This is a genomic window from Proteus terrae subsp. cibarius (assembly GCF_011045835.1).
Classification (GTDB): Bacteria; Pseudomonadota; Gammaproteobacteria; order Enterobacterales; family Enterobacteriaceae; genus Proteus; species Proteus cibarius.
Window position 1 is genome coordinate 1047754 of the sequence record NZ_CP047349.1, and the last position, 26695, is coordinate 1074448.

A 26695-nucleotide genomic window follows, 5' to 3' on the forward strand; every position below is an offset into this window, starting at 1 on the left:
GATATAGTATTTATCATAAAAATAAGAGAACTGTTACTCTTTTTCAATTAAATAGGGATCTGCATAACCTAAATTTTGTAAGATTTCTGTCTCTAAACCTTCCATTTCTTCGGCTTCATCATCTTCAATATGATCATAGCCCAAAAGATGTAGACATCCATGAATAACCATGTGTGCCCAATGTTCTTCAACAGTCTTACTCTGTTCAACCGCCTCTTTTTCTACTACTTGACGGCAAATAATCAAATCACCTAATAGAGGCAATTCAATTTCAGGCGGAGCCTCAAAAGGAAAAGAAAGTACGTTAGTCGGTCTGTCTTTTCCGCGATAAGTGAGGTTCAGTTCGTGACTTTCTGCTTCATCAACAATGCGAATAGTCACTTCACTTACAGGTTGAAATTGCGGTAACACCGCTTCCAACCATGTCATAAATTGGGCTTCAGTAGGAAGCCCTTGCGTATTTTCACTAGCTACTTGTAAATCAAGGATAACTTCACTCATGATTTTCTCTCTGAAGCTTCTCTTTTTCTGCTTTGATAGCTTGGCGGCGTTTTTGATCTTCCGTTTCCCAAGCTTCATAGGCGATAACGATTTTGGCAACCACAGGATGGCGAACAACGTCTTCACTGTGGAAAAAGTTAAAACTTAAGTCATTGACATCAGATAAAACTTCAATGGCATGACGTAAGCCTGATTTATTGCCTCTTGGCAGGTCAATTTGGGTAATATCCCCAGTGACAACCGCTTTAGAGTTAAAGCCAATACGCGTTAAGAACATTTTCATCTGTTCGATAGTGGTGTTTTGGCTTTCATCAAGAATGATAAAGGCGTCATTTAATGTGCGTCCACGCATATAGGCGAGGGGCGCGACTTCAATGACATTACGCTCTATTAGTTTCTCAACTTTTTCAAAACCTAACATCTCAAATAACGCATCATAAAGTGGTCGTAAATAGGGATCGACTTTTTGACTTAAATCGCCCGGTAAAAAGCCCAGTTTTTCACCAGCCTCAACCGCAGGACGCGTTAATAAAATACGACGCACTTCTTGACGTTCTAGAGCATCAACAGCAGCAGCAACAGCCAGATAAGTTTTCCCTGTACCCGCAGGCCCAATACCAAAAGTAATATCATGGGTCTGGATGTTGGCAATATATTGTGCCTGATTTGGTGTGCGAGGTTTTATCACCCCTCGCTTAGTTCGAATATTGGTCGACTTCCCAAATTCAGGAACATGCTCATCACTTTGCTCAAGCACACGGCTTTCTTTGATTGCTAGGTGAATTTGTTCAGGGTCGATATCGGGGATCACGCCTTTAATTGGCGAAGTTTCCACATACAGGCGACGTAAAATACCTGCGGCTGCATTGACACACAATGATTTTCCCGTGAGTTTAAAACGGTTATCACGATGATTAATCTCGATACCTAAACGGCGCTCAAGTTGCTTAATATTATCGTCAAATGGGCCACATAGGCTCATTAAACGGGCATTGTCAGCTGGCTCTAAGAAGATTTCTTGGGTCGCTACCTGTGCATGTGCTATTACTGTCACTGATTATCCTTTTGTTAAATCTGATCAATTAAGGTTGGTAAACACCTACCCCTAATTCATCTTCTTTACGTGTACGTGCAATAACGGATTCTGGAGATTCGTGAATACGTAAATCCATTTGATCTTCCGTTCTAACGACTTTACCACGTAGTGAGTTGGCATAAACGTCAACAATCTCAACATCAACGAATTTACCAATCATATCCGGTGTACCTTCAAAGTTAACCACACGGTTATTCTCAGTACGACCAGAAAGCTCCATCACATTTTTACGTGAAGGTCCTTCGACCAGAATACGCTGTACAGTATTTAACATTGCACGGCTAAAGTTCATCGCTTGCTGATTGATGCGTTGTTGTAGCAGATATAAACGCTGTTTCTTCTCATCTTCACTGACATCATCAGGTAAATCTGCAGCTGGTGTGCCTGGACGTGCTGAATAGATGAAACTAAAGCTCATATCGAAATTAACATCCGCAATTAATTGCATGGTTTTTTCAAAGTCGTCTTGAGTTTCACCCGGGAAACCAATGATAAAGTCTGAACTTATCAGAATACCAGGACGTGCTTTGCGTAGTTTGCGAATGATGCTCTTATATTCAAGCGCAGTATGGTTACGCTTCATTAATGTTAGAATACGGTCAGAACCACTTTGTACTGGTAAGTGTAAATAGCTGACTAATTCTGGTGTATCTTCATAAACGGCAACAATATCGTCAGTAAATTCGATAGGGTGGCTGGTAGTAAAGCGAACGCGGTCAATACCGTCAATTGCGGCGACTAAGCGTATTAATTCAGCAAAACTACAAATTTGACCATCAAAAGTTGCACCACGATAGGCGTTAACGTTTTGACCTAGCAAGTTTACTTCGCGCACACCTTGTGCCGCTAATTGAGCAATTTCAAATAGCACATCATCACAAGGACGGCTAACTTCTTCACCGCGAGTGTAAGGAACTACGCAGAAAGAGCAGTATTTGTTACAGCCTTCCATAATGGAAACGAAAGCAGAAGGGCCTTCAGCGCGAGGTTCTGGTAAACGGTCAAATTTTTCGATTTCAGGGAAGCTGATATCGACAACTGGGCTTTTAGTCCCTTTAACCTGATTAATCATTTCAGGCAAACGGTGTAAAGTCTGTGGTCCGAAGATAATATCGACACACTGCGCACGTTGACGGATGTATTCACCTTCTTGAGAAGCAACACAACCGCCGACGCCAATGATAATATCGGGTTTATTATCTTTAAAATATTTCCAACGTCCTAACTGATGAAAGACTTTTTCTTGTGCTTTCTCACGGATAGAACAGGTATTTAGCAGTAGAATGTCCGCATCTTCGGCGACATCGGTTAACTGATAACCGTGGGTGCTTTCGAGTAGGTCTGCCATTTTGGATGAATCGTACTCATTCATCTGACAGCCCCAAGTTTTAATGTACAGTTTTTTTATCGTCGACATTGTGTAAATCCGGTATTTTCAGTGAGACAATAGCTAATCATTGGAAAACGTTGCGTGTAATAAGCCAATAAGGCGGTTATTGTAGTCATTTGTGTGGTCAGTGACTAGAGCAAGTCGGCGCTAATTCTCTATGGCGTTTAGTTTAATAGAAATAAACTGAAACAGCGCTTACCTATTATTTAAAGTAATGAGTTATGGCATAACAATGATGAGTAATGTAAAAAACGATTTTGATGCAATCATCGCTGGTGGCGGGATGATTGGCGCTGCTGTTGCAATTGGGCTGGCGCAAGAAGGATTGCGTGTTGCAATGATTGAACGACAGTCTCCAGCACCTTTTGATGCGTCATCTCATCCTGATATCCGTATTTCTGCGATTAGTTGCGCGTCCGTTAGTCTATTAAAACAATTAGGTGCATGGCAACATGTTTTAGCTATGCGTTCTGCGCCTTATCTTACCTTAGAAACATGGGAAGAAGAAAATGCCCATGTAATCTTTGATGCTAAAAGCTTAGGTTTACCTGAATTAGGATATATGGTTGAAAACCGAATTTTGCAATTAGCTCTTTGGCAAGAGGCTGAACGTTATAGCAATATCACCTTATTATGTCCAAATAGTCTAAGTAAAATGACTTATTTAGATGATAAATGGAAAGTGACGCTTTCTGATGGCAGTGAAGTCACTACAAATTTAGTGGTAGGTGCGGATGGTGCAAATTCTCAAGTGCGCCAATTTGCGGGTATTGGTAGCAATGGCTGGCAATATCGCCAATCTTGTATGCTGATCACGGTGAAAACAGAATTACCCCCTGAAAAGGGCACATGGCAACGCTTTTACCCTTCAGGACCTCGTGCTTATTTACCGCTTTTTGATAATTGGGCTTGTTTGGTTTGGTATGATTCGCCTGACAGAATTAGAAAACTGCAAAACATGTCGATGGTGCAGTTAGAAAAAGAAATTCAACACGCTTTCCCTGCGCGATTAGGTAAAGCGACACCTATTGCGGCAGGTTCATTCCCATTAACACGTCAGCATGCAAGTCGTTATGTTGATAAAGGAATTGTTTTGTTGGGAGATGCTGCTCACACCATTAATCCATTAGCAGGACAGGGCGTTAACTTAGGTTATCGTGATGTGGACTGTTTCTTGGACTTAGTGGCTGAGGCTAAAAAACATTTTGAGCCTTGGGATTCAATGGCGTTATTGAAAAAATACCAGCGTCGTCGTATGCCTGATAATTTAGTTATGCAAGCGGGTATGGACGTATTTTATCACGCCTTTAGTCACCAACTACCGGGTTTAAAAGTCGTTAGAAATATCGGCCTTTTAGCCGCTCAACATGCAGGAAAAGCGAAAGAAGCGGCATTGCGTTATGCGTTAGGTATTAAATAATTAGAAATGCGATGATCTGAGTTGGATATCAACAATAAGATCATCGCATAATTGTTACGCTTTTAAATGCTTGGCATGAAAAGCAATATGCTCGCCAATAAAACTCGCCACAAAATAGTAACTGTGATCGTACCCTTGATGTAAATTCAATTGATAAGGGAACTGTTTTGTATCGCAAGCTTGTGCAAATAATTCAGGCTTCAGTTGTTCTTGATAGAAAGGATCATCAAGTCCGACATCAACACGCATAGGTAACACACTTTCTGCTTGGTTAATTAATTCAACCGCATCATATTGTTGCCACTGTGTCATATCATCGCCTAAATAAGCGCTAAACGCTTTTTTACCCCAAGGAACAACTGATGGTGCCACAATTGGAGAAAACGCTGACACACTGCTGTAGCGTGCCGAATTTCGCAATGCAATCGTTAATGCACCATGTCCACCCATTGAATGTCCACTAATAGCTCGTTGATGAGTCACTGGAAAATGCGTTTCTATTAGCGCAGGAAGTTCATCAACAATGTAGTTATACATATTGTAATGAGCATTCCACGGCGATTGTGTGGCATTAAGGTAAAAACCAGCACCTTGTCCTAAATCATAAGCACTATCATCAGCGACATTTTCACCGCGAGGGCTAGTATCAGGTACCACTAAAACAATGCCGTGTTGTGCCGCAAATTGTTGAGCACCTGATTTAGTAATAAAATTTTGCTCGTTGCAGGTTAAGCCTGATAACCAATATAAAACAGGGTATTTTTGCGCTTCTTCCATAGGAGGAAGATAGATGGCAAATTTCATCTCACAATTTAACGTCTTTGAAGTATGTTGATAAACTTCTTGCCAACCCTCAAAACAGGCGTGACGTTCAATCCTTTCCATTTTGACTCCTTTAAAAACAAAGACAAACCTATGAGACATAGGTTTGAGAATGATTAATCGAAATGAATAACAGTTCGGATTGATTTACCTTCGTGCATTAAATCAAAAGCTTCATTAATTTTTTCTAATGACAGTTTATGAGTAACAAAAGGTTTAAGTTCGATATTACCTTTCATTGCATCCTCAACCATTCCGGGTAATTGACTACGTCCTTTAACACCGCCAAAAGCAGTACCTTTCCATGAGCGCCCTGTAACTAATTGGAATGGACGGGTTGAGATCTCTTGTCCTGCACCGGCTACACCAATAATAATGGATTGACCCCAACCGCGGTGTGCACTTTCTAACGCGGCTCTCATGACATTAACGTTACCAATACATTCAAAAGTATGGTCAACACCCCATTGTGTCATTTCAACGAGTACTTGTTGAATAGGCTTGTCGTAGTCGTTAGGATTTAAGCAGTCAGTTGCACCAAATTGGCGCGCTAATGCAAATTTTTCAGGATTTGTATCGATAGCAAAAATACGACCAGCTTTGGCTTGTCTTGCACCTTGAAGAACGGCAAGACCAATACCGCCTAAACCAAACACAGCTACAGAGTCACCTTCTTGCACTTTTGCTGTATTGTGAACCGCGCCAATACCTGTGGTTACGCCACAACCTAATAAGCAAACTTCTTCGTGATTGGCTTCTGGATTGATTTTTGCCAGAGAAACTTCGGCCACCACAGTGTATTCGCTAAAAGTAGAGCATCCCATATAGTGATAAATAGGCTGTCCGTTGTAAGAAAAACGTGTTGTCCCATCTGGCATTAAACCTTTACCTTGCGTTGCTCTGACTGCAACACATAAGTTTGTTTTTCCTGATTTACAAAATAAGCATTCGCCACATTCAGCGGTGTACAGCGGAATAACGTGATCGCCCGGTTTAACACTGGTGACACCTTCACCGACTTCGACAACCACACCTGCGCCTTCATGACCAAGAATAGCAGGGAATACACCTTCAGGATCATCACCAGAAAGCGTAAAAGCGTCTGTATGGCAAACGCCCGTGTGGCTGATTTTTATGAGTACTTCACCTGCTTTTGGTGGCATCACATCAACTTCAACGATTTTTAAAGGTTCTCCTGGTCCAAATGCGACCGCAGCACGAGATTTCATGGTGTATCCTTTTTTGTTATTAACGCAGGTAAGTGCGGATAAGTGAAATAGCATCATCAACGGAATTTTTTTGATCTTCAGGAGAAGCGACGGCATCCATAAGACCTTCACGTAAATGACTTTCGAGCACACCGGCCATCAGGCCGTTGATAGCACCTCTGATGGCGGCAATTTGTTGTAATACCTGACCGCATTCGTTTTCATTTTCAAGGGCAGTTTCTAATGCAAGAAGTTGCCCTTTAATTTTTCTTACACGAGTTAACGCGGCTTTTTTTTCTGCTGGTGAGTGTGGCATACATAATCCTTAAATATACTATAGGGGAGTATAGTATTTAGAGGGGGGTATGTACAGAGAGAGCAATAATATGTGGAATGATGAGAATAAAAATGCTGGTGTGGAGCTTATTGCTCTTTGAGAGAAGGGGAATAAAAAAATGGAGAAGAAATGATATTTAGATAACAGATAGGAAAAACGTAAGAGACAAAAACAAAAAAGACCCGCTATGCGAGTCTTATCTGTTGATTCGTGATAAACACGTTAGTAATCAATGGTGCGGGAGGCGAGACTTGAACTCGCACACCTTGCGGCGCCAGAACCTAAATCTGGTGCGTCTACCAATTTCGCCACTCCCGCAACAACTTGGAGAAAAAAAGACTCGCTCAGCGAGTCTCTCTTTCAAAATATGGCTGGGATACCAGGATTCGAACCTGGGAATGCCAGGATCAAAACCTGGTGCCTTACCGCTTGGCGATATCCCAAAAAATGGTGGCTATGACGGGATTCGAACCTGTGACCCCAACATTATGAGTGTTGTGCTCTAACCAGCTGAGCTACATAGCCGTATTGAATCTAGCTGTCTTTCTGTTGAAAGATGGCTGGGGTACCAGGATTCGAACCTGGGAATGCCAGGATCAAAACCTGGTGCCTTACCGCTTGGCGATACCCCATCCGCTAATTCAATTGTCAACACACTTATTTATCAGAAATATGGCTGGGATACCAGGATTCGAACCTGGGAATGCCAGGATCAAAACCTGGTGCCTTACCGCTTGGCGATATCCCAACTGATAAATTCTTGACGAGGTTAAAATGGTGCGGGAGGCGAGACTTGAACTCGCACACCTTGCGGCGCCAGAACCTAAATCTGGTGCGTCTACCAATTTCGCCACTCCCGCAAAAAGATGGTGGCTATGACGGGATTCGAACCTGTGACCCCAACATTATGAGTGTTGTGCTCTAACCAGCTGAGCTACATAGCCATCTTTTTTTTGCATAACCTTCGTCGGCGTTGCGGGGCGCATTATGCGTATTACAGACAAATCCGTCAACTGCTTTTTGCATTAATTTTCGAGAAACGTGTCCGTTTGCTCGATGGTTAATCATTTTGTCGAAAAAAGATCCAAAAAACAACCTTGTTGATGAAAAATATCTCAAAGAATAAGGCGCAATAGTGTGTGAATAAAAAGAAAAAACAAAGCAGTAAGAGAAATGATATTAAGTCAAAGAGGGGAAAGATGGAGAACAATGGGTATAAAAAAAGAAATGAGGTGAAAAACTCACGCTACATTTCTTTTTCTTTGAATATTACTGATTGAATTTTAGACTTATTTCACAATAAAAATCAGAAAAGTACAGATTCAACGCAAAAAGTATAATTTATCAACGATAAATTACTTTTCTAACAGCTGTTGAAGTAATTCTCCGTTAAGCATCGCGCGTTTAGTCAAGGCAAAAGCCCCTATGGCAGAACGATGATCAAGCTCTGATGTGACGACAGGAAGCTCTTCTCTGAATTCTTTTAATACTTGTGTATTAATGCAACTTTGAATTGAGGGAAGTAAAACTTCAGCTGCTTCAGTCAATTCACCCGCTAAAACTACTTTTTGTGGGTTAAATAGGTTAATGGCAATTGCAATAGCTTTACCTAAGTGTAAACCCACTTGTTTGATGGTTTCGACTGCTAGTGGGTCATTTTTAACCGCGGCTCGACAAATATCTTGGATTTGGCACTGTGTTGGCGATAAATACTGGCTTGGATAGCCTTGCTCTAATTGATAGCGCACTTTGGCTTCGATAGCTGTATTGGATGCGATCGTTTCTAAACAACCAAAGTTACCACAATGGCAACGCTCACCTAGAGGATCGATTTGAATATGACCAATCTCGCCTAAGTTACCACGTTGATTGAGCAGAATTTTATTATTAATAATAACACCAGCACCTGCACCACGATGGATCCGGACTAGTAATGAGTCTTCACAATCTCTTGTAGCACCAAAATAGTTTTCAGCTAGTGCAAGACTGCGAATATCATGCCCAGCATAGCAAGGCAGGCTAAAACGTTTTTCTAAGCTATTTACAAGAGCCCAATTATCCACTTTCATATGAGGCATATAACGAACAATGCCTTTATTTGGATCAACAAGACCGGGTAAGATCACAGAAATTGAAATAAGCTCACGAATACGACGCTGATTTTGTTTAATAAAATCATCAATTGCATTGATAAGCAGAGCCTCAACTTCATTTTGAGTACTTTGCTCTAAAGGGTAGTGTTGCTCAATGATGACTTTTCCACTTAAATCATAAAGAGCAACAGTGGCATCATTACGCCCTAATCGCACACTGACGGTATTAAAATTACGGTGTTCAACAATAATAGAAATTGCGCGACGTCCACCAGTTGATGCTTGTTGATCAACTTCTTTAATTAAGCCTCGTTCAAGCAACTGACGAGTAATTTTAGTCACACTGGCTGGCGCTAGTTGGCTTTGTTCGGCTATTTGGATACGGGAAATTGGCCCGTGTTGATCAATCAGTCGATACACAATCGCACTGTTAAGTTGTTTAACAAGATCGATATTGCCAATTTGCGTTTCAGTGTTGTTATGACTCATCAGCATATACATCCATTAGTTATTCAGTTATTTCGATACCATTGACAAACGTTGTACAAAGGTTGAAGTCCTTATCAAAAGAAGCAAGGTTAGCAATTTTTCCAGCTTCAATTGTTCCCAATTCTTTTTCCATTCCAATTGCACGAGCAGGATACAGTGTTGCCATCCGCAATGTTTCATCTAATGGAATGCCTACATGGATCACGCTATTTTTAATTGCACCAATCATGGTTAGTGATGATCCGCTTAATGTGCCATCTGCATCGACACAAAGGCCATTACGATAATATATGGTTTTACCAGCAAAAACGAAGCTATCCATCTCATTTTTGCTAGGATCAAGCCCTGCAGGCGCAGTTGCGTCTGTGACTAAAAGTAGTTTTTCGCCTTTCAAACGCTTACTGTTACGAATATTTGCCCATGAAACATGTAAACCATCAGCAATGATACCAGCATAAACTTCAGGTGTATCATAAATGGCACCTACAAGTCCTGGGCCTCTGCCTGTAATATAAGGCATTGCGTTGTAAAGGTGAGTCGATAATGAGATACCATTACGAAATCCTTTACGTGCTTCTTCATAAGTTGAATTAGAGTGACCGGCAGAAACAATGATACCTGCTTTGATTAATTGACGAACATACTTTTCATCAACCATTTCTGGTGCAAGGGTGATTTTGGCGATGACATCAGCGTTATCGCACAAATAGCTAATCATCTGAGCACTCGGTTGACGAATAAATTGTGGATCATGAGTCCCTTTTTTAATCACATTGATATATGGGCCTTCTAAATGTAATCCCAACACTTTATTTTCATGTTTCTTCATATAAGCACGCGTTGCTTCAATGCCTATTTTCATCAATTCATCAGAACAGGTAATTAACGTTGGTAAATAGCTAGTGCAACCTAAGCGTTCATTCGCTTTTTGCATAATTTCTAATGTTTCAACGGTGACATTTTCAGGCGTATCATTAAATTGCACACCACCACAACCATTTACCTGTAAATCAATAAAACCAGGAGAGACAATTGCACCTTTCATATCACGAACAGCGATATCTTTTGGCAGTTGATCCTGTGGGCAAACCTGCTCAATACGGGAGCCGTTAATAATAATGGCGTGGTTTTCTAAACGGTCGTAACCTGTATAAATAACAGCATTTGTTAAGGCAAACATACCTTTGTCTCCTGATAAGGGAAGTCAATCTAAAAAGCCGATATCAGCCAGCAAATTCTGGCTGATAAGTAAGAGAGCTTAGCCTTTTCCGCTACTTAATCAGTAGGTACTTATTTTACTAAACTTAGTCTTGGTATTTCTGACACTCTTGCGCTTCAATCTGTTGGAAGTAACGCAATGTTTTTACACGTAATTCCATTGTTGCAGGATCATCACACACTAAAATTGCTTTAGGGTGAAGTTGAACACAGGAAATCGTCCATAAATGGTTAACAGCGCCTTCTGTTGCAGCATGTACTGCTTGCGCTTTATTAAAACCAGTTGCCAAAATCATTAATTCTTCAGCGTCTAATAATGTGCCTACACCAACTGTCAGTGCATATTTAGGAACATGATTAACATTATTGTCGAAGAAACGTGAATTTGCTAAGCGTGTATCTTCAGTTAGCGTTTTCATTCGAGTGCGTGAAGAGAGTGATGACGCAGGTTCATTAAACGCAATGTGACCGTCGTTACCTACACCGCCCATAAACAGATTGATTTTGCCATAAGACTTGATTTTAGCTTCATAGCGTTCGCATTCTGCTTGTGGATCTTCAGCATTACCATTTAATAAATTGATATTTTCATCTTTAATATCAATATGATTAAAGAAGTTTTCATACATAAATGTACGATAACTTTGTGAATGATCTGATGGAATACCAACATATTCATCCATATTGAATGTCACAACGTGTTGGAAGCTGACTTTTCCTGCACGATGTAATTCAATTAACTCTTTATATGTCGCCAATGGCGTGCCACCAGTCGGTAAACCAAGTACGAAAGGGCGCTCTGCTGTTGGATTAAACGCGTTGATTTTCTCAACGATATAATTTGCAGACCACTTACCAACTTGTTTTGCCGTGGATAGGGGGATTAACCTCATAGTAACCTCATAGAAAAAAGACAAATCTGATAACTCAGTAACGTGTTATTTCATCGTGTGATTATCAGTGGCTCATCTATAACACGAATTTCTTTTCATTTTTAGCTGATGATCGAAATGTCCCGCCAAAAGATATTTTTAATCATAAAATAAGCTTTCTGACTTAGCCAGCATTTCAGCTAAAAATTATACGACATTAGTGACTTTAATCACAAATTATGACTAATTAATTTGCGATACGAAATAATTTTTTTAGACTAAAAATGGAATTAAATAATTAGCTCATCAATTTTATTATAAAATATGAATGAGTATGAATAAGATCCCGCATAGGGGCTATCCAAGGGGGAGTTTGTGAATATTTTAAGTTATCTGCAGAAGATAGGACGGGCACTGATGGTGCCTGTTGCTACATTACCTGCAGCAGCAATTCTGATGGGGATTGGCTACTGGATTGACCCAGTAGGCTGGGGTGGCGATAACGCGCTTGCTGCCTTACTTATCAAATCTGGTGCTGCTATCATCGACAATATGTCAGTCTTGTTTGCTATTGGTGTTGCTTATGGTATGTCGAAAGACAAAGACGGTGCTGCCGCTTTAACAGGATTTGTAGGGTTTTTAGTCGTGACAACGCTTTGCTCTCCAGCAGCAGTGTCAATGATCAAAGGCCTGCCTTTAGAAGAGGTTCCAGTTGCTTTTGGTAAAATAAATAACCAGTTTGTTGGGATCTTGGTTGGTGTACTTTCTGCCGAGCTTTATAATCGCTTTAGTAGCGTTGAACTGCCTCGCGCACTGTCATTCTTTAGTGGCCGTCGTTTAGTTCCTATTCTAACCTCATTTTTAATGATCATCGTCGCCTTTATTCTGATGTATATCTGGCCTGTGATTTATGGCGGATTAGTCAGCTTCGGTGAAAGCATTAAAGATATGGGAGCATTAGGTGCGGGTATCTACGCATTCTTTAACCGTTTATTAATTCCGGTCGGTCTACATCATGCGTTGAACTCTGTATTCTGGTTTGACGTTGCAGGTATTAACGATATTCCTAACTTCCTAGCAGGTCAGCAAGCTATCGATTCTGGCTTAGCAACTGTGGGTGTAACCGGTCGTTATCAAGCTGGTTTCTTCCCAGTAATGATGTTTGGTTTACCGGGTGCGGCTCTTGCGATCTATCACTGTGCACGTAAAGAGAACAAAGCAAAAGTTGCTGGTATCATGATTGCAGGTGCATTTGCTGCCTTCTTCACAGGTATTACTGAACCGCTTGAATTCTCCTTTATGTTCGTAGCACCTGTGCTCTATGTTATTCACGCATTCTTAATGGCGATTTCTGTTTATATCGCTGCAAGTATGGAGTGGATTTCAGGGTTCGGCTTTAGTGCAGGCTTAGTGGATATGTTCTTATCTTCACGTAACCCACTGGCTGTTCATTGGTATATGCTGATTGTTCAAGGTATTGTTTTCTTCTTTATCTATTACGGTATTTTCCGTTTCACTATCACCAAATTCAACTTGAAAACTCCGGGTCGTGAGGATGACGTGGTTGGTGATGAAACTGCTGATGGTTATGATGAAGATATCAAAACAGCGCCAGCAAATAGTAAAGAAGGTATTCAACAAGAAGCTCGTCAATATATTGCGGCTATCGGTGGCTCAGATAACTTAACGGGCATTGATGCTTGTATTACCCGTTTACGCTTAAATGTAAAAGATGCCACAGTTGTTAATGATGCCTATGCAAAACGTTTAGGCGCATCAGGTGTTATTCGCTTAAACAAACAAAGTGTTCAAGTGATTGTGGGTACACGAGCTGAATTAGTCGCTAACGCTATGCGTGATGTATTAACACAAGGCCCAGTTGCCGCTTATGAAGGTACATCTGCTTCAACTGTGTCTACTGAAAAAACACCGGTAAAACAAGCTAATGCTAATGCAAAAGTGTTACTTGAAATGATTGCGCCTTTTGATGGTGAAGTTGTGGCATTGAAAGATGTACCAGATGAAGCGTTCTCTAGTGGTGTTGTTGGGGATGGTATAGCAATCAAACCAACCTCTAATATCGTGATGGCGCCTGCGACAGGTACTGTTGTTAAGATTTTTGATACAAACCATGCATTTTGTATCGAGACTGACAATGGTGTCGAAATCATTGTGCATATGGGAATTGATACCGTTGCATTAGGTGGCAAAGGCTTTAAGCGTTTAGTTGAAGAAGGTGCAGACGTTAAAGTCGGTCAACCTATTTTAGAATTAGATCTTGAATATTTGAACGCTAATGCCAAATCGATGATAAGCCCTGTCATTGTTAGCAATATCGATGATTTTGATAAGATTGCTGAACAAGTTGCCGGTGTTGTCGTTGGAAATAAAACGGTTATCTACAACGTGTTAAAATAAATTCTATCTAGATATTTAATCCTCTATAAAGAGATGGTTAAATAAGACGATAAAACGGGGAGTCTTTCGAACTTCCCGTTTTTTTATCTCTATTTTGATAAATATCTCAGGGGTGTATTTAGCTAAGGTATTTATGAAACCTGCTTATTGGATTATAGTGGGTTAATTATGCGTTTTGCTTTGAGGAAAAAATGACCATGAATGAGGCAGATGCCCGCCCAACGAACTTTATTCGTCAAATTATTGACGAAGATCTGGCTACTGGAAAACATAATAGCGTTCACACGCGTTTCCCACCTGAACCTAATGGCTATCTTCATATCGGCCATGCGAAATCAATTTGCCTGAATTTTGGTATTGCTAAAGATTATCAGGGAAAATGTAATCTACGTTTTGATGATACCAATCCAGTAAAAGAAGATATTGAGTACATCAACTCAATTCAAAAAGATGTTCAGTGGTTAGGTTTCCAATGGGAAGGTAGCATTCATTACTCCTCAGATTATTTTGATCAACTTTATCAATATGCGATTGAGCTGATTAATAAAGGCTTAGCTTACGTTGATGAGTTAAGTGCTGAAGAAATTCGTGAATACCGCGGTACATTAAAGGAGCCAGGTAAAAACAGCCCTTATCGCTCACGTAGCGTAGAAGAGAACTTAGCACTGTTTGAAAAAATGCGTGCTGGTGGCTTTGAAGAAGGTAAAGCGTGTTTACGTGCGAAAATTGATATGGCATCACCATTTATTGTTATGCGTGATCCTGTGCTTTATCGTATTAAATTTGCTGAACACCACCAAACTGGAAATAAATGGTGCATTTATCCAATGTATGATTTTACCCACTGTATCTCTGATGCACTGGAAAATATCACACATTCTTTATGTACTTTAGAATTCCAAGATAACCGCCGTTTATATGATTGGGTTCTGGATAATATCACTATCCCTTGTCATCCTCGTCAATATGAATTCTCACGTCTTAATCTTGAATACACTGTGATGTCAAAACGTAAGCTGAATCAGCTTGTGACAGAAAATATTGTGAATGGTTGGGATGATCCTCGTATGCCAACAATTTCAGGCTTACGTCGCCGTGGTTATACCGCAGAATCTATCCGTGAATTTTGTCTACGTATTGGTGTGACGAAACAAGAAAATAACGTCGAAATGGCAGCCCTGGAATCTTGTATTCGTGATGACTTAAACGAAAATGCACCACGCGCAATGGCAGTTATCGATCCTGTTCGTTTAGTGATTGAAAATATGCCAGAAGGTGAAGAAATTCTTATTGCGCCAAATCACCCGAATAAACCAGAAATGGGAACGCGTGAAGTGCCATTTAGCCGTGAGATCTATATTGATCGCGCTGACTTCAAAGAAGAAGCAAACCGTCAATATAAACGCCTGGTGCTAGGTAAAGAAGTACGTTTACGTAATGCTTATGTTATTAAAGCGGAACGTGTTGAAAAAGACGAAAAAGGCGAAATTACGACCATTTATTGTACCTATGATGCAGAGACTCTAAATAAAGATCCTGCTGATGGACGTAAAGTAAAAGGCGTTATTCACTGGGTAAGTATTCCACATGCTATTCCTGCTGAAATCCGTCTTTATGACCGCCTGTTTAGCGTACCAAACCCAGCGGCAGAAGATGATTTCTTATCAACAATTAACCCTGAATCATTAGTTATTCGTGAAGGTTTTGTTGAACGTAGCTTAAAAGATGCAGCTATCGAGAAAGCGTATCAATTTGAGCGTGAAGGCTACTTCTGTGCTGATAAGCTTTCAACAGCGGATAAACTTGTGTTTAACCGTACTGTGGGCTTACGTGACACTTGGGCGAAGATTTCTCAACAAGGTTAATCTGACGTACTTTAAGTCACATTAGTATCTTAATGAATAAAATGCTCGGTAATTGCTTATCGAGCATTTTTTTATCAGTTTTACAGCTTATTTCTCTTCATTTTTCATCTATTGATATTAAATATTTACTATTCATAATTTAATTAATCTCTTATTTTTTCTTTTTTTAGGTGATAAATTTCTATTTGTTTCGTTTGAAATAGTTTATTCACTATCGCTTTATTCTTTTGTTTTTTCAGATCATCACGCTAAATAAAGCTGTAATAAGAAAAGTGTGATTCACACCTCATATTTTACATCGTTAAAAAAGATTATTTATAAATACTACTTATTATTCCTTTTTATAAAAACGAAATCTTATATCGTTTAAAGATTGGTTTGTAAAATGCAATAAAATCAAAGTATTATATTTATTTTTAATTAATCCTTATAAAAGCAAGAAAATGAAACGATCATTTAGTTATGTGTCCTTTGTCATATTTTGATAAAAATTCTTTTTTTTAGGTTGATAATTCGCGTCGCGAAAAATATGCTGTTTTTAACCTAATTTAGGTTTTTTCCCCATTTGGGGTTTTATATTTGGAAATAGGCATTGTGCTTATTTCTTTTTTAGTCAAAGTCAAAGAGGAAACAATGCTATGGTTATGCAACATGCTAAACCAGGCAGGGTGGCACTTGCCGTTATGGGCGCATTGCTTGTAACTGCACTACCTGCAAAAATGTCTCATGCTGAAGGGTTTATTGATGACTCAACCTTAACAGGCGGTCTTTTTTATTGGCAACGTGACCGTGATAGAAAAGAGTTAACACCAAATAGCCCTGATTACGGCAAATACAAAGCTAACTTACACCATTCTACTTTCAACGCTAATCTAGATTTCTCATCAGGTTACCTCGGTAATTTTATTGGTATTGATTTAGCTGCCTTTGGTGCGGCTGAATTGAATAACAGTGGCCCAGCGGCACCTAACGAAATCGGTTTTAGTGATGCAAAAAGTCGCTGGGATGAAAAATGGACTGGCGATCGCAGCGGCATGAGCGTTTATAAAGCGGCTGCGAAATTCAAATTAGGCAACTTCTGGGCTCAAGGTGGATATATTCAACCTAAAGGCCAAAGCTTATTGCGTCCACATTGGAGCTTCTTACCGGGAACTTACCGTGGAGCTGAAGCGGGTGCTGTCTTTGATTTCGATAAAAGTGGTGAATTGTCTTTCTCCTATATGTGGACCGATGAATACAAAGCACCATGGTATCGGAATATGTACAATTTCCGTAAAGCTGATCTAGAAACGAATATCAGCTATCTTCACTCTTTCGGCGCCAAATATGATTTTAAAAACAGCCTAGTATTAGAAGCTGCATTTGGTCAGGCCGATGGTTATATCGATCAGTATTTTGGTAAAGTTTCTTATGATTTTCCAATTGCTGACAATGCATTAAGAACGTCTTACCAATTCTACGGTGCTAAAGATAAAGTTACCGGTGGAGGTGTTAATGACGTTTATGATGGGCTGGCATGGTTACAAGCACTGACTTTTGGTTATACCTACAATGTATTTGACTTCAAAGTAGAAGGAACATGGGTTAAAGCTGAAGGTAATCAAGGTTATTTCTTACAACGCATGACCCCGGGCTGGGCAACCTCTAATGGTCGTCTTGATGTCTGGTGGGATGGCCGTTCTGACTTTAACGCCAATGGTGAAAAAGCACTTTATGCTGGCGTTATGTATGATCTGAAAAACTGGGATCTGTCAGGCTGGGCGGTAGGTACTTCTTATGTTTACGCATGGGATGCTAAGCCAAGTGGTAAAGCCATTTATGACCAAGGTCAGCGTATCAGAGAAAGTGCATGGAATGCGGATATTATGTATACAGTTCAAGAAGGGCGCGCTAAAGGCACTCTCTTTAAACTTCACTATACCCGTTATGATAACCACTCTGATATTCCAAGTTATGAAGGTGGTTTTGGTAATATTTTCCAAGATGAAAAAGACGTTAAGTTTAACGTGATTATGCCATTCACTATTTTCTAATATCATCATAAGGATAAAGTGTATTAATTGCACTTTATCCTGAATAAAACTAAAAAAGCTAAATACGATTACGATAAGTAAAAATAAGTAGTAGAAAGGTAGGGATGTAGTAATTAAAAAGAGCTTTATAAATAAGCCTTGTTAATAAAGTGAAATTATCAGCAGCAGTAAGAAGTAGAAAAGTAGAAGTAAAAGAGTAAAAGCAGTAAAGAGTCGTTTTAAAATCGCAGTATGTAGTAAAAGTAATGAAGTAAAGTCGTCATGTCATGTCGTCTGAGATAAATGTGAGTGGGTTATGTTTATCTCCTGTGTTTTAGTTATTTCGCAGAAGTTGCGTAAGGTATTTACCCTAAGTAAAGGCAGTCAGAGTGGGTATCGTAGTGGGGGGTAAATACCTTTATTTTTTCATTCCTTTCTTTTTCGTCCTTTTCATCCTTGTAGGTTTTTTTATTCTATGGCAAATTTCTTGCCATTCATTTTATCTTACCTCACCTTATTTATTATTCTGCATTGCATGCTGTTTAATAATGCAAATTTTCAGGAAGAAGCATGTTAAAGCGATTGGACGATTTTTTATTAGAACCACCATTGAAGCCCTTTAAAGGTATAAAACGATTTATTGTTGAATTTCTTTTTTTTGGTGTCAAAGAGGCGCGTTCTTGTTTATTTGCCGGTTTTTTCTTTTTTATTTTATTTGCTACACCAAGTAAAGGTGTCTTTGGTATACCCCGTTATGATGTGCTTCTTATTCTTGCTATCGCTTTTCAATTATGGATGGTGTGGGGAAAGTTAGAGACATGGGATGAATTAAAAGCGATCTGTTTTTTCCATATTGTTGGTTTTGTGATGGAATTATTTAAAACATCAGCAGCGATTGGTTCATGGAAATACCCTGATTTTGCTTACACGAAATTGTGGGAAGTTCCTTTATTTACTGGATTTATGTATTCCGCGGTAGGAAGCTATTTAATTCAAGCATGGCGTTTTTTAAAAGTGCGAATTGAACATTATCCGCCTTATTGGCTGGCAACATTAGTTGCTCTTGCAATTTATATCAATTTCTTTTCTCACCATTTTATTGGTGATTATCGTTGGTACTTAACCGCCTTTATTTTAGGTCTTTATGCTCGTAGTGTGGTTTATTTTACACCTTATGATACAGAGCGAAAAATGCCCTTATTACTTGCTTTTGTTCTGATAGGTTTCTTTATTTGGCTTGCTGAGAATTTCGGAACATTTTTTGGTGTTTGGCAATATCCTAACCAAATTGGTGCTTGGTCTGCTGTACATGCAGGCAAATGGGGCTCTTGGTCACTATTAGTTATTGTTACATTTACTATTGTGGTTCATTTAAAACATATTAAACACAGTATCAGTGTGACTAAGTAGAGTTATCCTCGGATTTTAGGCAATAAAAAAGGAACTGTAGACAGTTCCTTTTTTTTACTGAGAGATTATCCAGAATGAATTATTTCTCATCATGTGCGTGGCTATCTTCTTTACAATTGCCTTCAGCGCAGTGGCCATATAAATAAAGGCTATGATTGGAAAGCTTGATACCATGACGTTCAGCGATGTTTCTTTGGCGTAATTCAATAGCATCGTCTGTAAACTCGATAACTTTGCCACAATCAAGACAAATTAAATGGTCATGATGGTGTTGCTGAGTTAATTCAAATACTGATTTACCACCTTCAAAATTATGTCGGGTAACAATACCAGCATCATCAAATTGGTTTAAGACGCGATACACTGTTGCCAGACCAATCTCTTCACCGATATCGATGAGTTTTTTGTAGAGATCTTCAGCACTGACATGATGGCACTCAGGATCCTGGAGCACTTCCAAGATCTTTAAGCGAGGAAGTGTAACTTTTAACCCAGCATTTTTTAACGCTTTATTATTGTCGGTCATGCGGATTTAATCCTGTTGCTAATGGTGAATTTAATTTTTGTGCTCACAAATAGGTTTTATTCGTTAATACTCGGGTGAATAAATAACCTCATTGATTATAGGCATGATATTTAAAAATAAACACCCCACCTATCACACTATCTTAGCACACCATTGAATAATTATCATTCTCAATATTGAGTATTTCTTTTATCCCAGAATTTCGTCTAGGCTCATTTCTTCTTTGATTTGAGCAACCCAAGCATCAACACGCTCTTCGGTTAATTCTGGTTGACGATCTTCATCAATCGCAAGACCGATAAAGTGATTATCATCTGCGAGCCCTTTAGAGGCTTCGAAATGATAACCTTCTGTTGGCCAATGACCTACGATAACAGCACCACGAGGCTCAATAATATCGCGGATAGTACCCATTGCATCACAGAAATATTCTGCGTAATCTTCTTGGTCACCACAACCAAAGAGTGCAACAAGCTTACCATTGAAATCAATATCTTCTAGTGTTGGGAAAAAATCATCCCAATCACATTGTGCTTCACCATAATACCAAGTAGGAATACCTAGTAACAGAATATCGAACGCTTCGATGTCTTCTTGACTGGATTTTGCAATATCATGAACTTCAGCATTATCAGCGCCCAGTCTTTCTTGAAGCATTTTGGCAATATTTTCAGTGTTGCCAGTATCACTGCCGAAGAATATTCCTATGATTGCCATAAAGTGAGATAACCTCTTTTATTCTAAATTCGTTATATTTCAAATTGTAGCGTTATTGACTACGTATATTTTCACAAGTCACATACTGCTTGTATGTTTCTAATGACTCATTCACTTGCCACCTAGCTACACTTCAAAATATTTAGAGTATATTTGTCTGTGTTTGAACAATTACTAGTGAAAGATAAGCATTGTGTTTTCATAATAGAAAACTAAAAATGTATTTTGACGAAAATAGCAGGCTAATTCTGTCGAATTTGTGTGGTTTATCTGCTAGCTATTCTTGTTTTGATGCATTTTTAAGGCGTGATTTTGCGCCAATTGCTCTAGTAATATTTCTTCAATAAGCTCACTACGACTGACGTTTCTTTCTGTCGCCAACTCATTGAGAGCATTTACAGCATCTTCATTTAATTTTAACTCAACTCGACGTAAACCATTAACTCTGTCACGTCTTAATTGATTGCGTTTATTAATTCTAAGCTGTTCATCCCGAGAAAGCGGGTTTGTTTTAGGTCGCCCAGGTCTGCGTTCATTTGCGAACAAATCCAGTGTGGTGCGATCAGTTTGTTCTTTTGCCATAAATTTTGCTGTGAAAGGGCGTATACCAATGACTAATTGCGAAACGCCCAATAATACCCCACATAGTGATGTCTCGCCACTGCTTCCTGACTTTAACCTATTGTGATTTGGTCTTTTTATCAACAGACACTGTTTTTAAGTACAATAATTATACATTCTACTAAATTATCATTTTTTCAGTGGCATTATTTTAAGTCGTTAAGTTTCTTAACTAAGCTTTCTCTAAAAAACGACGAATTGCCTTAATAACGGTATCTGGTTTTTCTGAATGAACCCAATGCCCAGTGTTTGCAACAACAAAAGCGGTCGCGAGAGGAAATTGGCGAGCTATATTTTCACGATATTCATCTAAGATATAAGGTGATAAACCGCCTCGAATAAATAATACAGGATGATGCCAAGCAGGCACTTCTTGCCAGCCAATAATGTCTGAATAGGCATTTTTTATTGCAGGTAAATTAAATAACCACTCACCATTTTTGAATGATTTTAGTAAAAATTGGATCACACCTTCTTCTTCAATAAAAGGACGCATGATTTCCACCGCATCTTGACGGCGTGTAACTTGAGCTTTTGTTACGGCTTCAAGTGCAGCAAAAATTTTATCATGGCGACGAACGTTATAAGCAATAGGTGACATATCAATCACAACAATATTGGCGATTCGCTCTGGGGCTAATGCTGTCATCGCCATCGCAATTTTGCCTCCCATTGAGTGACCAATAATAATGGCTTTTGAGACATTTAAACTATCAAGTAATGTGAGCACATCTTGCGCCATATCTTGATAATTCATACTTTCACAGTGAGGAGAATGCCCATGATTACGCACATCGATTTGTATCACGGTATTATCTTGGCGAAGTGCGCGACCTAAAACGCCTAAATTATTCAGATCACCAAAAAGGCCGTGGATCAAGACGATAGGTAAATTGGATGCAGGTGTCGTTTCAGGTTGGTGTAATTGATAATTTAATAATGTATTGAGTTTCATATTAATGACCAAAATAATTGCGATTTTCTTATATGATGACATGCACAAGGTGCTAAGCCAACTTATCGTAATAATATGAAAGAGTGATGAAGTTCAGAAATAATTGATAAGGGAAATTTATAAAAAACCATAAAAACACCATTATCTAGATATATATTCCAAATTTGTTTAAAAAGTTGAAATCTTGACATTGCTCAAAAATAAATAATTAGAATTTTATATTATTTGGGGGCTGGGTGGTGTGATATAGCGGAATTTAAAGCTGACTTTGTGCGAATAAGTTCAAAGAATAGAAGATGATACCGAGATAAACAATAGGATAAATACCGAGCTTAGCCTTTAAAACGGTAGGATCTTGAATAAATCCTCTTTAAGTTATTGAAATTTTACCTATTTTGTTTTTAAAGATTATATCTTATAATCCTAATTACTTTTTTTTGAAAACAGTACTGGGTAGCAATGAAAAAGATAGAAATTGATGACGAACTTTACCGCTATATTGCTAGCGAAACTAGACATATCGGTGAAAGCGCTTCAGATATTTTAAGGCGTCTACTGAAGCTCGATGCCAAACAGCCCGCACAACCAGTCGTTGTCACTGAGTCAGTACAAACTCCTGTGATTAAACAGGAAGCTGAACCTAAATCGATTACACCAGCAAAAAATCCGATCCGTGAAATGCGAGAACTGCTGTTATCTGACAGTTATGCAGAAAAAACAAAATCAGTTGATCGCTTTTTACAGATCCTTTCTACGTTATATAGCCTAGATAGCGCTACTTTTACTCAATCTGCTGAAACAGTACATGGACGAACACGTATCTATTTTGCTGGTGATGAACAAACACTACTCGATAGTGGACGTCATACAAAACCGCGCCATATTTCAGGCACGCCGTTTTGGGTTATCACTAACTCGAACACAGAGCGTAAAAGAACGATGGTACAAAGCATCATGCAGGATATGCAATTTCCTGCAAATGAGATTGATAAGGTGTGTGGAACTATCTAACCACTATTGTTAATTGATGCATTGCAAAGGCTTTTGTTTAAAGCGTGATTGTGATGTCAAATAGGAGAAGATTTGTGGCAATTCATCCAAGAGCAGGGCAGCATACTCGTCAAAGTGATCTGATTAATGTGGCGCAATTAACGTCTCAATATTATTCACTTAAACCACAAGCTAGCAATAACGCTCATCGTGTGAAATTTGGTACATCTGGTCATCGCGGAAGTGCAAATCGCCATAGCTTCAATGAAGCACATATTTTGGCGATTGCACAAGCTATTGCTGAAGTACGTGCTAAAAATGGAGTAACAGGGCCATGTTACGTGGGTAAAGATACCCATGGACTGTCAGAGCCTGCATTTATTTCTGTTTTAGAAGTGCTTGCTGCCAATAAAGTTAAAGTGATTATTCAAGAAAATAATGGCTATACACCAACACCTGCGGTCTCTTTTTCTATTTTGACATATAACGAAGCACATCAAGATATTGCTGATGGTATCGTGATCACTCCATCTCATAATCCACCTGAAGATGGTGGTATTAAATATAATCCATCAAATGGTGGACCTGCTGATACAGATTTAACTTCAGTTATTGAGAAACGTGCCAATGAACTACTTGAGAATAATTTAGCGGGCATCAAACATCTTTCTTATGATGAAGCATTAGCAAGTGGTTATATTCAAGCTCAAGACTTAATTATGCCTTATGTCAAAGCGTTAGGTGACGTTGTTGATATGGAAGCAATTAAGAAAGCAGGTTTAAAATTGGGTGTTGATCCATTAGGTGGCTCTGGTATCGAATACTGGAAATGCATCGGTGAGTATTATGGCCTTGATCTTGAATTAGTTAATGATCAAGTTGATCAGACCTTCCGTTTTATGACCTTGGATCATGATGGCGTTATTCGTATGGACTGTTCATCACCTTGGGCAATGGAAGGTCTATTACAATTGCGTGATAAATTCGATTTAGCTTTTGCTAACGATCCTGATTACGATCGTCATGGTATTGTGACTCCTTCTGGTTTAATGAATCCTAATCACTACTTAGCGGCTGCAATTAACTATCTTTTCCGTCATCGTCCACAATGGGCTAAAGATGTAAAAGTGGGTAAAACACTGGTTTCAAGTGCAATGATTGACCGTGTTGTGGCTGATTTAGGTCGTGAACTAGTAGAAGTACCAGTTGGCTTTAAATGGTTTGTTCAAGGTTTATTTAGTGGTGAGTTTGGCTTTGGTGGTGAGGAAAGTGCAGGTGCATCTTTCTTACGCTTTAATGGCAAACCATGGTCAACCGATAAAGACGGCATCATTTTATGTCTGTTAGCTGCTGAAATGAAAGCGGTAACAGGTAAAGATCCGCAAGAGCATTATAATGAATTAGCACAACGCTTTGGTTCACCTAGCTATAACCGTATTCAAGCATCAGCAACTCATGAACAAAAAGCGCTGTTGTCACGCTTATCACCTGAAATGGTGACTGCAAGCACATTAGCAGGCGATCCGATTACTGCACGTTTAACACATGCATCAGGTAATGGCGCATCTATTGGTGGCTTAAAAGTGATGACTGATTACGGTTGGTTTGCTGCTCGTCCTTCTGGTACTGAAGAAGCATATAAGATTTACTGTGAAAGCTTCCGAGGCCCTGAGCATCGTGAGTTAATTGAAAAAGAAGCGATTGAAATAGTAAATAATGTTTTTGCTAACAAATAAGTTAGTGCTATAAACTATTTATATAGAATACACTCTCCCCAAAGGTAGAGTGTATTTTTTTAATTATTGAATATTTTTAGATCACAGCATTGATATCCATCATTGAGGTTGATTTAGAATTAAAAATAGAGTGGATAATCAATACAATGCAAAATAATTTTGTTTTACGAAGTGTACGTTACATGCTGGACCTAAGTGATGCACATGTTGTTGAAATCATGAAATTGGCTGATTTCACAGTTACAAAAGAGTTAGTAAATAGCTGGCTGAAAAAAGATGATGAACCTGAGTTTGTCGAATGTGACGACAATGCAATGGGACATTTTTTAAATGGTCTAATTTTTTATCGTCGTGGAAAAGATGAAAACTTCCCAGCACCTGAAGTTGAAAAGCGTATTACAAATAACATTATTCTAAAAAAACTGCGTGTCGCTTTTGAATTAAAAGATGTGGATATTCTAAAGATTTATGAGCTGGCGGATTTCCGTGTTTCTAAGCCTGAATTAAGCGCTGTATTTCGTAAACCAGGACATAAAAACTACCGTAACTGTGGCGATCAGCTTGTAAGATACTTCCTGAAAGGATTAACCGAAACCCTACGTGGTAAAGGTAAAGCAGTTAAGAAATAAGTTCAGAGTATTTTAAGCTATAAAATTCTCTATTTGCCGATGACACCCCAAAATTGGTTTTCAATATTGGGGTGTTTTTTTATGGTATTAGCTGGCAAATTAATAAATTTATTGCTACCGTTGTATTACTAAGTAATACAATATAGGAAGGATTTATGGCACGAGTAACTAGCGTAACTTTGGGTGAACATTTTAATGGTTTTGTTGGTGAAATGATTAATTCAGGACGTTATGGAAATACCTCCGAGGTAATCAGAGATGCTTTACGTATGATGGAAATCAGAGAAGAACGGATCCAAATAGTTCGAAAAATGGTACTAGATGGTGTGAATTCACCAGAAAGTGAAAACAACATGGATGATATTTTTGCAAAAGCTGAAAAGGACTTAAATGTATAAACTCTCTAAATTAGCAGAAGAAGATATTTATCAAATTGCACGTTATACCATTCAGCAATTTGGTGTAACTCAGGCAAAAAAATATCATAATGAGTTAAAACAGGCATTTGAGCTACTTGCTCGAGCACTTTGGATTGGGCGAGAGTGCAATTGGGTGTGTGATGGTATGAGACGATTTGAGTTTAAAAAACACTCAATTTATTATCTACCAAAAAATGATACCTTATTTATCGCTCGCCTTATCCATCATTCAATGGACGTTGATTTTCTTGATTTCCCTGAATAAGTCTTTCATTACTCACTGCTAAATGTATTATTCGGTTGTATATTATTTCGCAGTAGATGTATGTTATTAATACTAAAACCCGCATCTTGAATATCCTACCTCTCTTCACTTATTTGATTTTTTTCTTTTTTGATAATTTATCTTCGAAATTATTTACTACAACTTTCATTAGGTAAAAATACTGATCTAATTTTGTTAACGATTGTGTTATTTGTGTTTCGCTTTTGTTTCTATTCTGAAATTTAATTACATATCAAGCAAAATAAAGGTGATTTTTCGCACGAATTGAGTGGTCTGATCAGTAGTAAAATTTCATCAAATGAGGTAAAATTTCAGTTATCAAATTAATCTCTATACAGGAGAGCACTATGCCAGCTTATAACGAATATACAAAAAAACATGTTTTAGCCCGTCGTACTGGTGCTGTTGCGCTAGGTGTTGTGGCATTTCCTGTTATGATTTTCCATCCTAAACGCGCACAATTTTATAGCTATATACACCGTGTATGGTCTAAAACAAGTGATAAACCAGTTTGGCTGGCAAAATCGGAAGTGGCGCTAAATAGTCACAAATAACAGAATATTAAGATAACGCCTGCAAAAGTAGGCGTTATTTTTATCCCTTTTTAAGCACTTTTCTGATGCGACCTTCTTGTTTTTTCTTATCCTCAAATAATCTTCAATTTT

General features: G+C 38.8%; 24 protein-coding genes and 7 tRNA genes. 11 read left to right on the forward strand and 20 right to left on the reverse strand.

Translation table 11 applies throughout. The features are described 5' to 3' along the window. Window positions 1-33: 33 nt before the first annotated feature. Genes ybeY through miaB form a run of 3 tightly spaced genes read right to left on the reverse strand, consistent with a single transcriptional unit; the run spans window position 34 to window position 3014 of the window. A complete protein-coding gene (ybeY, locus tag GTH25_RS04795) occupies window positions 34-501 on the reverse strand; it encodes an rRNA maturation RNase YbeY (protein WP_075671597.1) in 468 nt (155 codons plus the stop codon). Continuing rightward, a complete protein-coding gene (locus GTH25_RS04800; protein WP_036912056.1) occupies window positions 494-1555 on the reverse strand; it encodes a PhoH family protein in 1062 nt (353 codons plus the stop codon). The genes ybeY and GTH25_RS04800 overlap by 8 nt, the downstream gene beginning before the upstream one ends. A gap of 28 nt (window positions 1556-1583) precedes the next feature. Then, the gene (miaB, locus tag GTH25_RS04805; RefSeq protein WP_075671599.1) at window positions 1584-3014 is read right to left on the reverse strand and encodes a tRNA (N6-isopentenyl adenosine(37)-C2)-methylthiotransferase MiaB; all 1431 of its coding nucleotides are present in this window, start codon (window positions 3012-3014) and stop codon (window positions 1584-1586) included. Between the two features lie 205 nt (window positions 3015-3219). Between miaB and ubiF the strand changes: the two genes are divergently transcribed. Continuing rightward, window positions 3220-4407, forward strand: a complete 1188-nt coding sequence (gene ubiF / locus GTH25_RS04810) for a 3-demethoxyubiquinol 3-hydroxylase (protein WP_202983525.1) — start codon at window positions 3220-3222, stop codon at window positions 4405-4407. 54 nt (window positions 4408-4461) lie between these two features. On the opposite strand, the gene fghA is transcribed toward ubiF, so the two are convergent. From fghA to nagB, 13 genes are all read right to left on the reverse strand, one after another. Continuing rightward, on the reverse strand, window positions 4462-5292 hold the full coding sequence (gene fghA, locus GTH25_RS04815; RefSeq protein ID WP_075671601.1) for an S-formylglutathione hydrolase: 831 nt from the start codon (window positions 5290-5292) through the stop codon (window positions 4462-4464). 53 nt (window positions 5293-5345) lie between these two features. Next, window positions 5346-6458, reverse strand: a complete 1113-nt coding sequence (locus GTH25_RS04820; protein WP_075671603.1) for an S-(hydroxymethyl)glutathione dehydrogenase/class III alcohol dehydrogenase — start codon at window positions 6456-6458, stop codon at window positions 5346-5348. Between the two features lie 19 nt (window positions 6459-6477). Beyond that, a complete protein-coding gene (locus tag GTH25_RS04825; RefSeq protein WP_036938507.1) occupies window positions 6478-6753 on the reverse strand; it encodes a metal-sensing transcriptional repressor in 276 nt (91 codons plus the stop codon). A gap of 254 nt (window positions 6754-7007) precedes the next feature. After that, window positions 7008-7092 (reverse strand) — tRNA-Leu (locus GTH25_RS04830). A gap of 50 nt (window positions 7093-7142) precedes the next feature. After that, window positions 7143-7217: transfer RNA gene (locus GTH25_RS04835), tRNA-Gln, on the reverse strand. A 5-nt stretch (window positions 7218-7222) separates the two neighbouring features. Further along, window positions 7223-7299, reverse strand: a tRNA-Met gene (locus tag GTH25_RS04840). Between the two features lie 32 nt (window positions 7300-7331). Beyond that, a tRNA-Gln gene (locus GTH25_RS04845) sits at window positions 7332-7406 on the reverse strand. A 41-nt stretch (window positions 7407-7447) separates the two neighbouring features. Next, window positions 7448-7522: transfer RNA gene (locus GTH25_RS04850), tRNA-Gln, on the reverse strand. A 27-nt stretch (window positions 7523-7549) separates the two neighbouring features. After that, window positions 7550-7634, reverse strand: a tRNA-Leu gene (locus tag GTH25_RS04855). 7 nt (window positions 7635-7641) lie between these two features. Further along, window positions 7642-7718, reverse strand: a tRNA-Met gene (locus tag GTH25_RS04860). A 411-nt stretch (window positions 7719-8129) separates the two neighbouring features. Further along, complete coding sequence (gene nagC / locus GTH25_RS04865) at window positions 8130-9362, reverse strand: DNA-binding transcriptional regulator NagC (RefSeq protein WP_088493435.1); 1233 nt, start codon at window positions 9360-9362, stop codon at window positions 8130-8132. A gap of 13 nt (window positions 9363-9375) precedes the next feature. After that, on the reverse strand, window positions 9376-10536 hold the full coding sequence (gene nagA / locus GTH25_RS04870) for an N-acetylglucosamine-6-phosphate deacetylase (RefSeq protein WP_075671605.1): 1161 nt from the start codon (window positions 10534-10536) through the stop codon (window positions 9376-9378). 124 nt (window positions 10537-10660) lie between these two features. Further along, a complete protein-coding gene (gene nagB, locus GTH25_RS04875; RefSeq protein ID WP_075671607.1) occupies window positions 10661-11467 on the reverse strand; it encodes a glucosamine-6-phosphate deaminase in 807 nt (268 codons plus the stop codon). A gap of 354 nt (window positions 11468-11821) precedes the next feature. Here nagB and nagE point away from each other — a divergent pair, with 354 nt between their 5' ends. The 4 genes from nagE to GTH25_RS04895 all read left to right on the forward strand — a co-directional run bounded on the left by nagE (window position 11822) and on the right by GTH25_RS04895 (window position 19151). Then, window positions 11822-13864: an N-acetylglucosamine-specific PTS transporter subunit IIBC gene (gene nagE / locus GTH25_RS04880; RefSeq protein ID WP_099660178.1), complete on the forward strand. Its 2043-nt coding sequence runs from the start codon at window positions 11822-11824 to the stop codon at window positions 13862-13864. A gap of 197 nt (window positions 13865-14061) precedes the next feature. Then, window positions 14062-15729, forward strand: a complete 1668-nt coding sequence (glnS, locus tag GTH25_RS04885; RefSeq protein ID WP_099659827.1) for a glutamine--tRNA ligase — start codon at window positions 14062-14064, stop codon at window positions 15727-15729. Window positions 15730-16367: 638 nt separating this feature from the next. After that, a complete protein-coding gene (chiP, locus tag GTH25_RS04890; RefSeq protein ID WP_098943876.1) occupies window positions 16368-17762 on the forward strand; it encodes a chitoporin ChiP in 1395 nt (464 codons plus the stop codon). 549 nt (window positions 17763-18311) lie between these two features. Further along, complete coding sequence (locus tag GTH25_RS04895) at window positions 18312-19151, forward strand: DUF817 domain-containing protein (protein ID WP_075671615.1); 840 nt, start codon at window positions 18312-18314, stop codon at window positions 19149-19151. Window positions 19152-19230: 79 nt separating this feature from the next. On the opposite strand, the gene fur is transcribed toward GTH25_RS04895, so the two are convergent. From fur to ybfF, 4 genes are all read right to left on the reverse strand, one after another. Next, window positions 19231-19677 carry a ferric iron uptake transcriptional regulator gene (gene fur, locus GTH25_RS04900; RefSeq protein ID WP_023581171.1) on the reverse strand — a complete coding sequence of 149 codons (447 nt, stop codon included), beginning with the start codon at window positions 19675-19677 and terminating at the stop codon, window positions 19231-19233. A 189-nt stretch (window positions 19678-19866) separates the two neighbouring features. After that, window positions 19867-20394 (reverse strand): flavodoxin FldA, encoded by a 528-nt coding sequence (gene fldA / locus GTH25_RS04905; RefSeq protein ID WP_004244384.1) that lies wholly within the window; start codon window positions 20392-20394, stop codon window positions 19867-19869. A gap of 273 nt (window positions 20395-20667) precedes the next feature. Continuing rightward, a complete protein-coding gene (ybfE, locus tag GTH25_RS04910) occupies window positions 20668-20976 on the reverse strand; it encodes a LexA regulated protein (RefSeq protein WP_075671657.1) in 309 nt (102 codons plus the stop codon). Window positions 20977-21187: 211 nt separating this feature from the next. After that, a complete protein-coding gene (gene ybfF, locus GTH25_RS04915; protein WP_164530358.1) occupies window positions 21188-21970 on the reverse strand; it encodes an esterase in 783 nt (260 codons plus the stop codon). A 459-nt stretch (window positions 21971-22429) separates the two neighbouring features. Here ybfF and seqA point away from each other — a divergent pair, with 459 nt between their 5' ends. From seqA to GTH25_RS04945, 6 genes are all read left to right on the forward strand, one after another. Next, a complete protein-coding gene (gene seqA, locus GTH25_RS04920) occupies window positions 22430-22981 on the forward strand; it encodes a replication initiation negative regulator SeqA (protein WP_075671617.1) in 552 nt (183 codons plus the stop codon). Between the two features lie 74 nt (window positions 22982-23055). Beyond that, window positions 23056-24696: a phosphoglucomutase (alpha-D-glucose-1,6-bisphosphate-dependent) gene (gene pgm / locus GTH25_RS04925; protein WP_075671619.1), complete on the forward strand. Its 1641-nt coding sequence runs from the start codon at window positions 23056-23058 to the stop codon at window positions 24694-24696. Window positions 24697-24842: 146 nt separating this feature from the next. Next, window positions 24843-25325 (forward strand): YehS family protein, encoded by a 483-nt coding sequence (locus GTH25_RS04930; protein ID WP_075671621.1) that lies wholly within the window; start codon window positions 24843-24845, stop codon window positions 25323-25325. Window positions 25326-25480: 155 nt separating this feature from the next. Then, window positions 25481-25723 carry a type II toxin-antitoxin system ParD family antitoxin gene (locus GTH25_RS04935; RefSeq protein ID WP_075671623.1) on the forward strand — a complete coding sequence of 81 codons (243 nt, stop codon included), beginning with the start codon at window positions 25481-25483 and terminating at the stop codon, window positions 25721-25723. Continuing rightward, window positions 25716-26009, forward strand: coding sequence for a type II toxin-antitoxin system RelE/ParE family toxin (locus GTH25_RS04940; RefSeq protein WP_075671625.1), 294 nt, complete (start codon window positions 25716-25718; stop codon window positions 26007-26009). The genes GTH25_RS04935 and GTH25_RS04940 overlap by 8 nt, the downstream gene beginning before the upstream one ends. Before the next feature lie 368 nt (window positions 26010-26377). After that, window positions 26378-26584, forward strand: a complete 207-nt coding sequence (locus tag GTH25_RS04945) for a YbfA family protein (RefSeq protein ID WP_036912074.1) — start codon at window positions 26378-26380, stop codon at window positions 26582-26584. The last annotated feature ends 111 nt before the right edge of the window (window positions 26585-26695 follow it).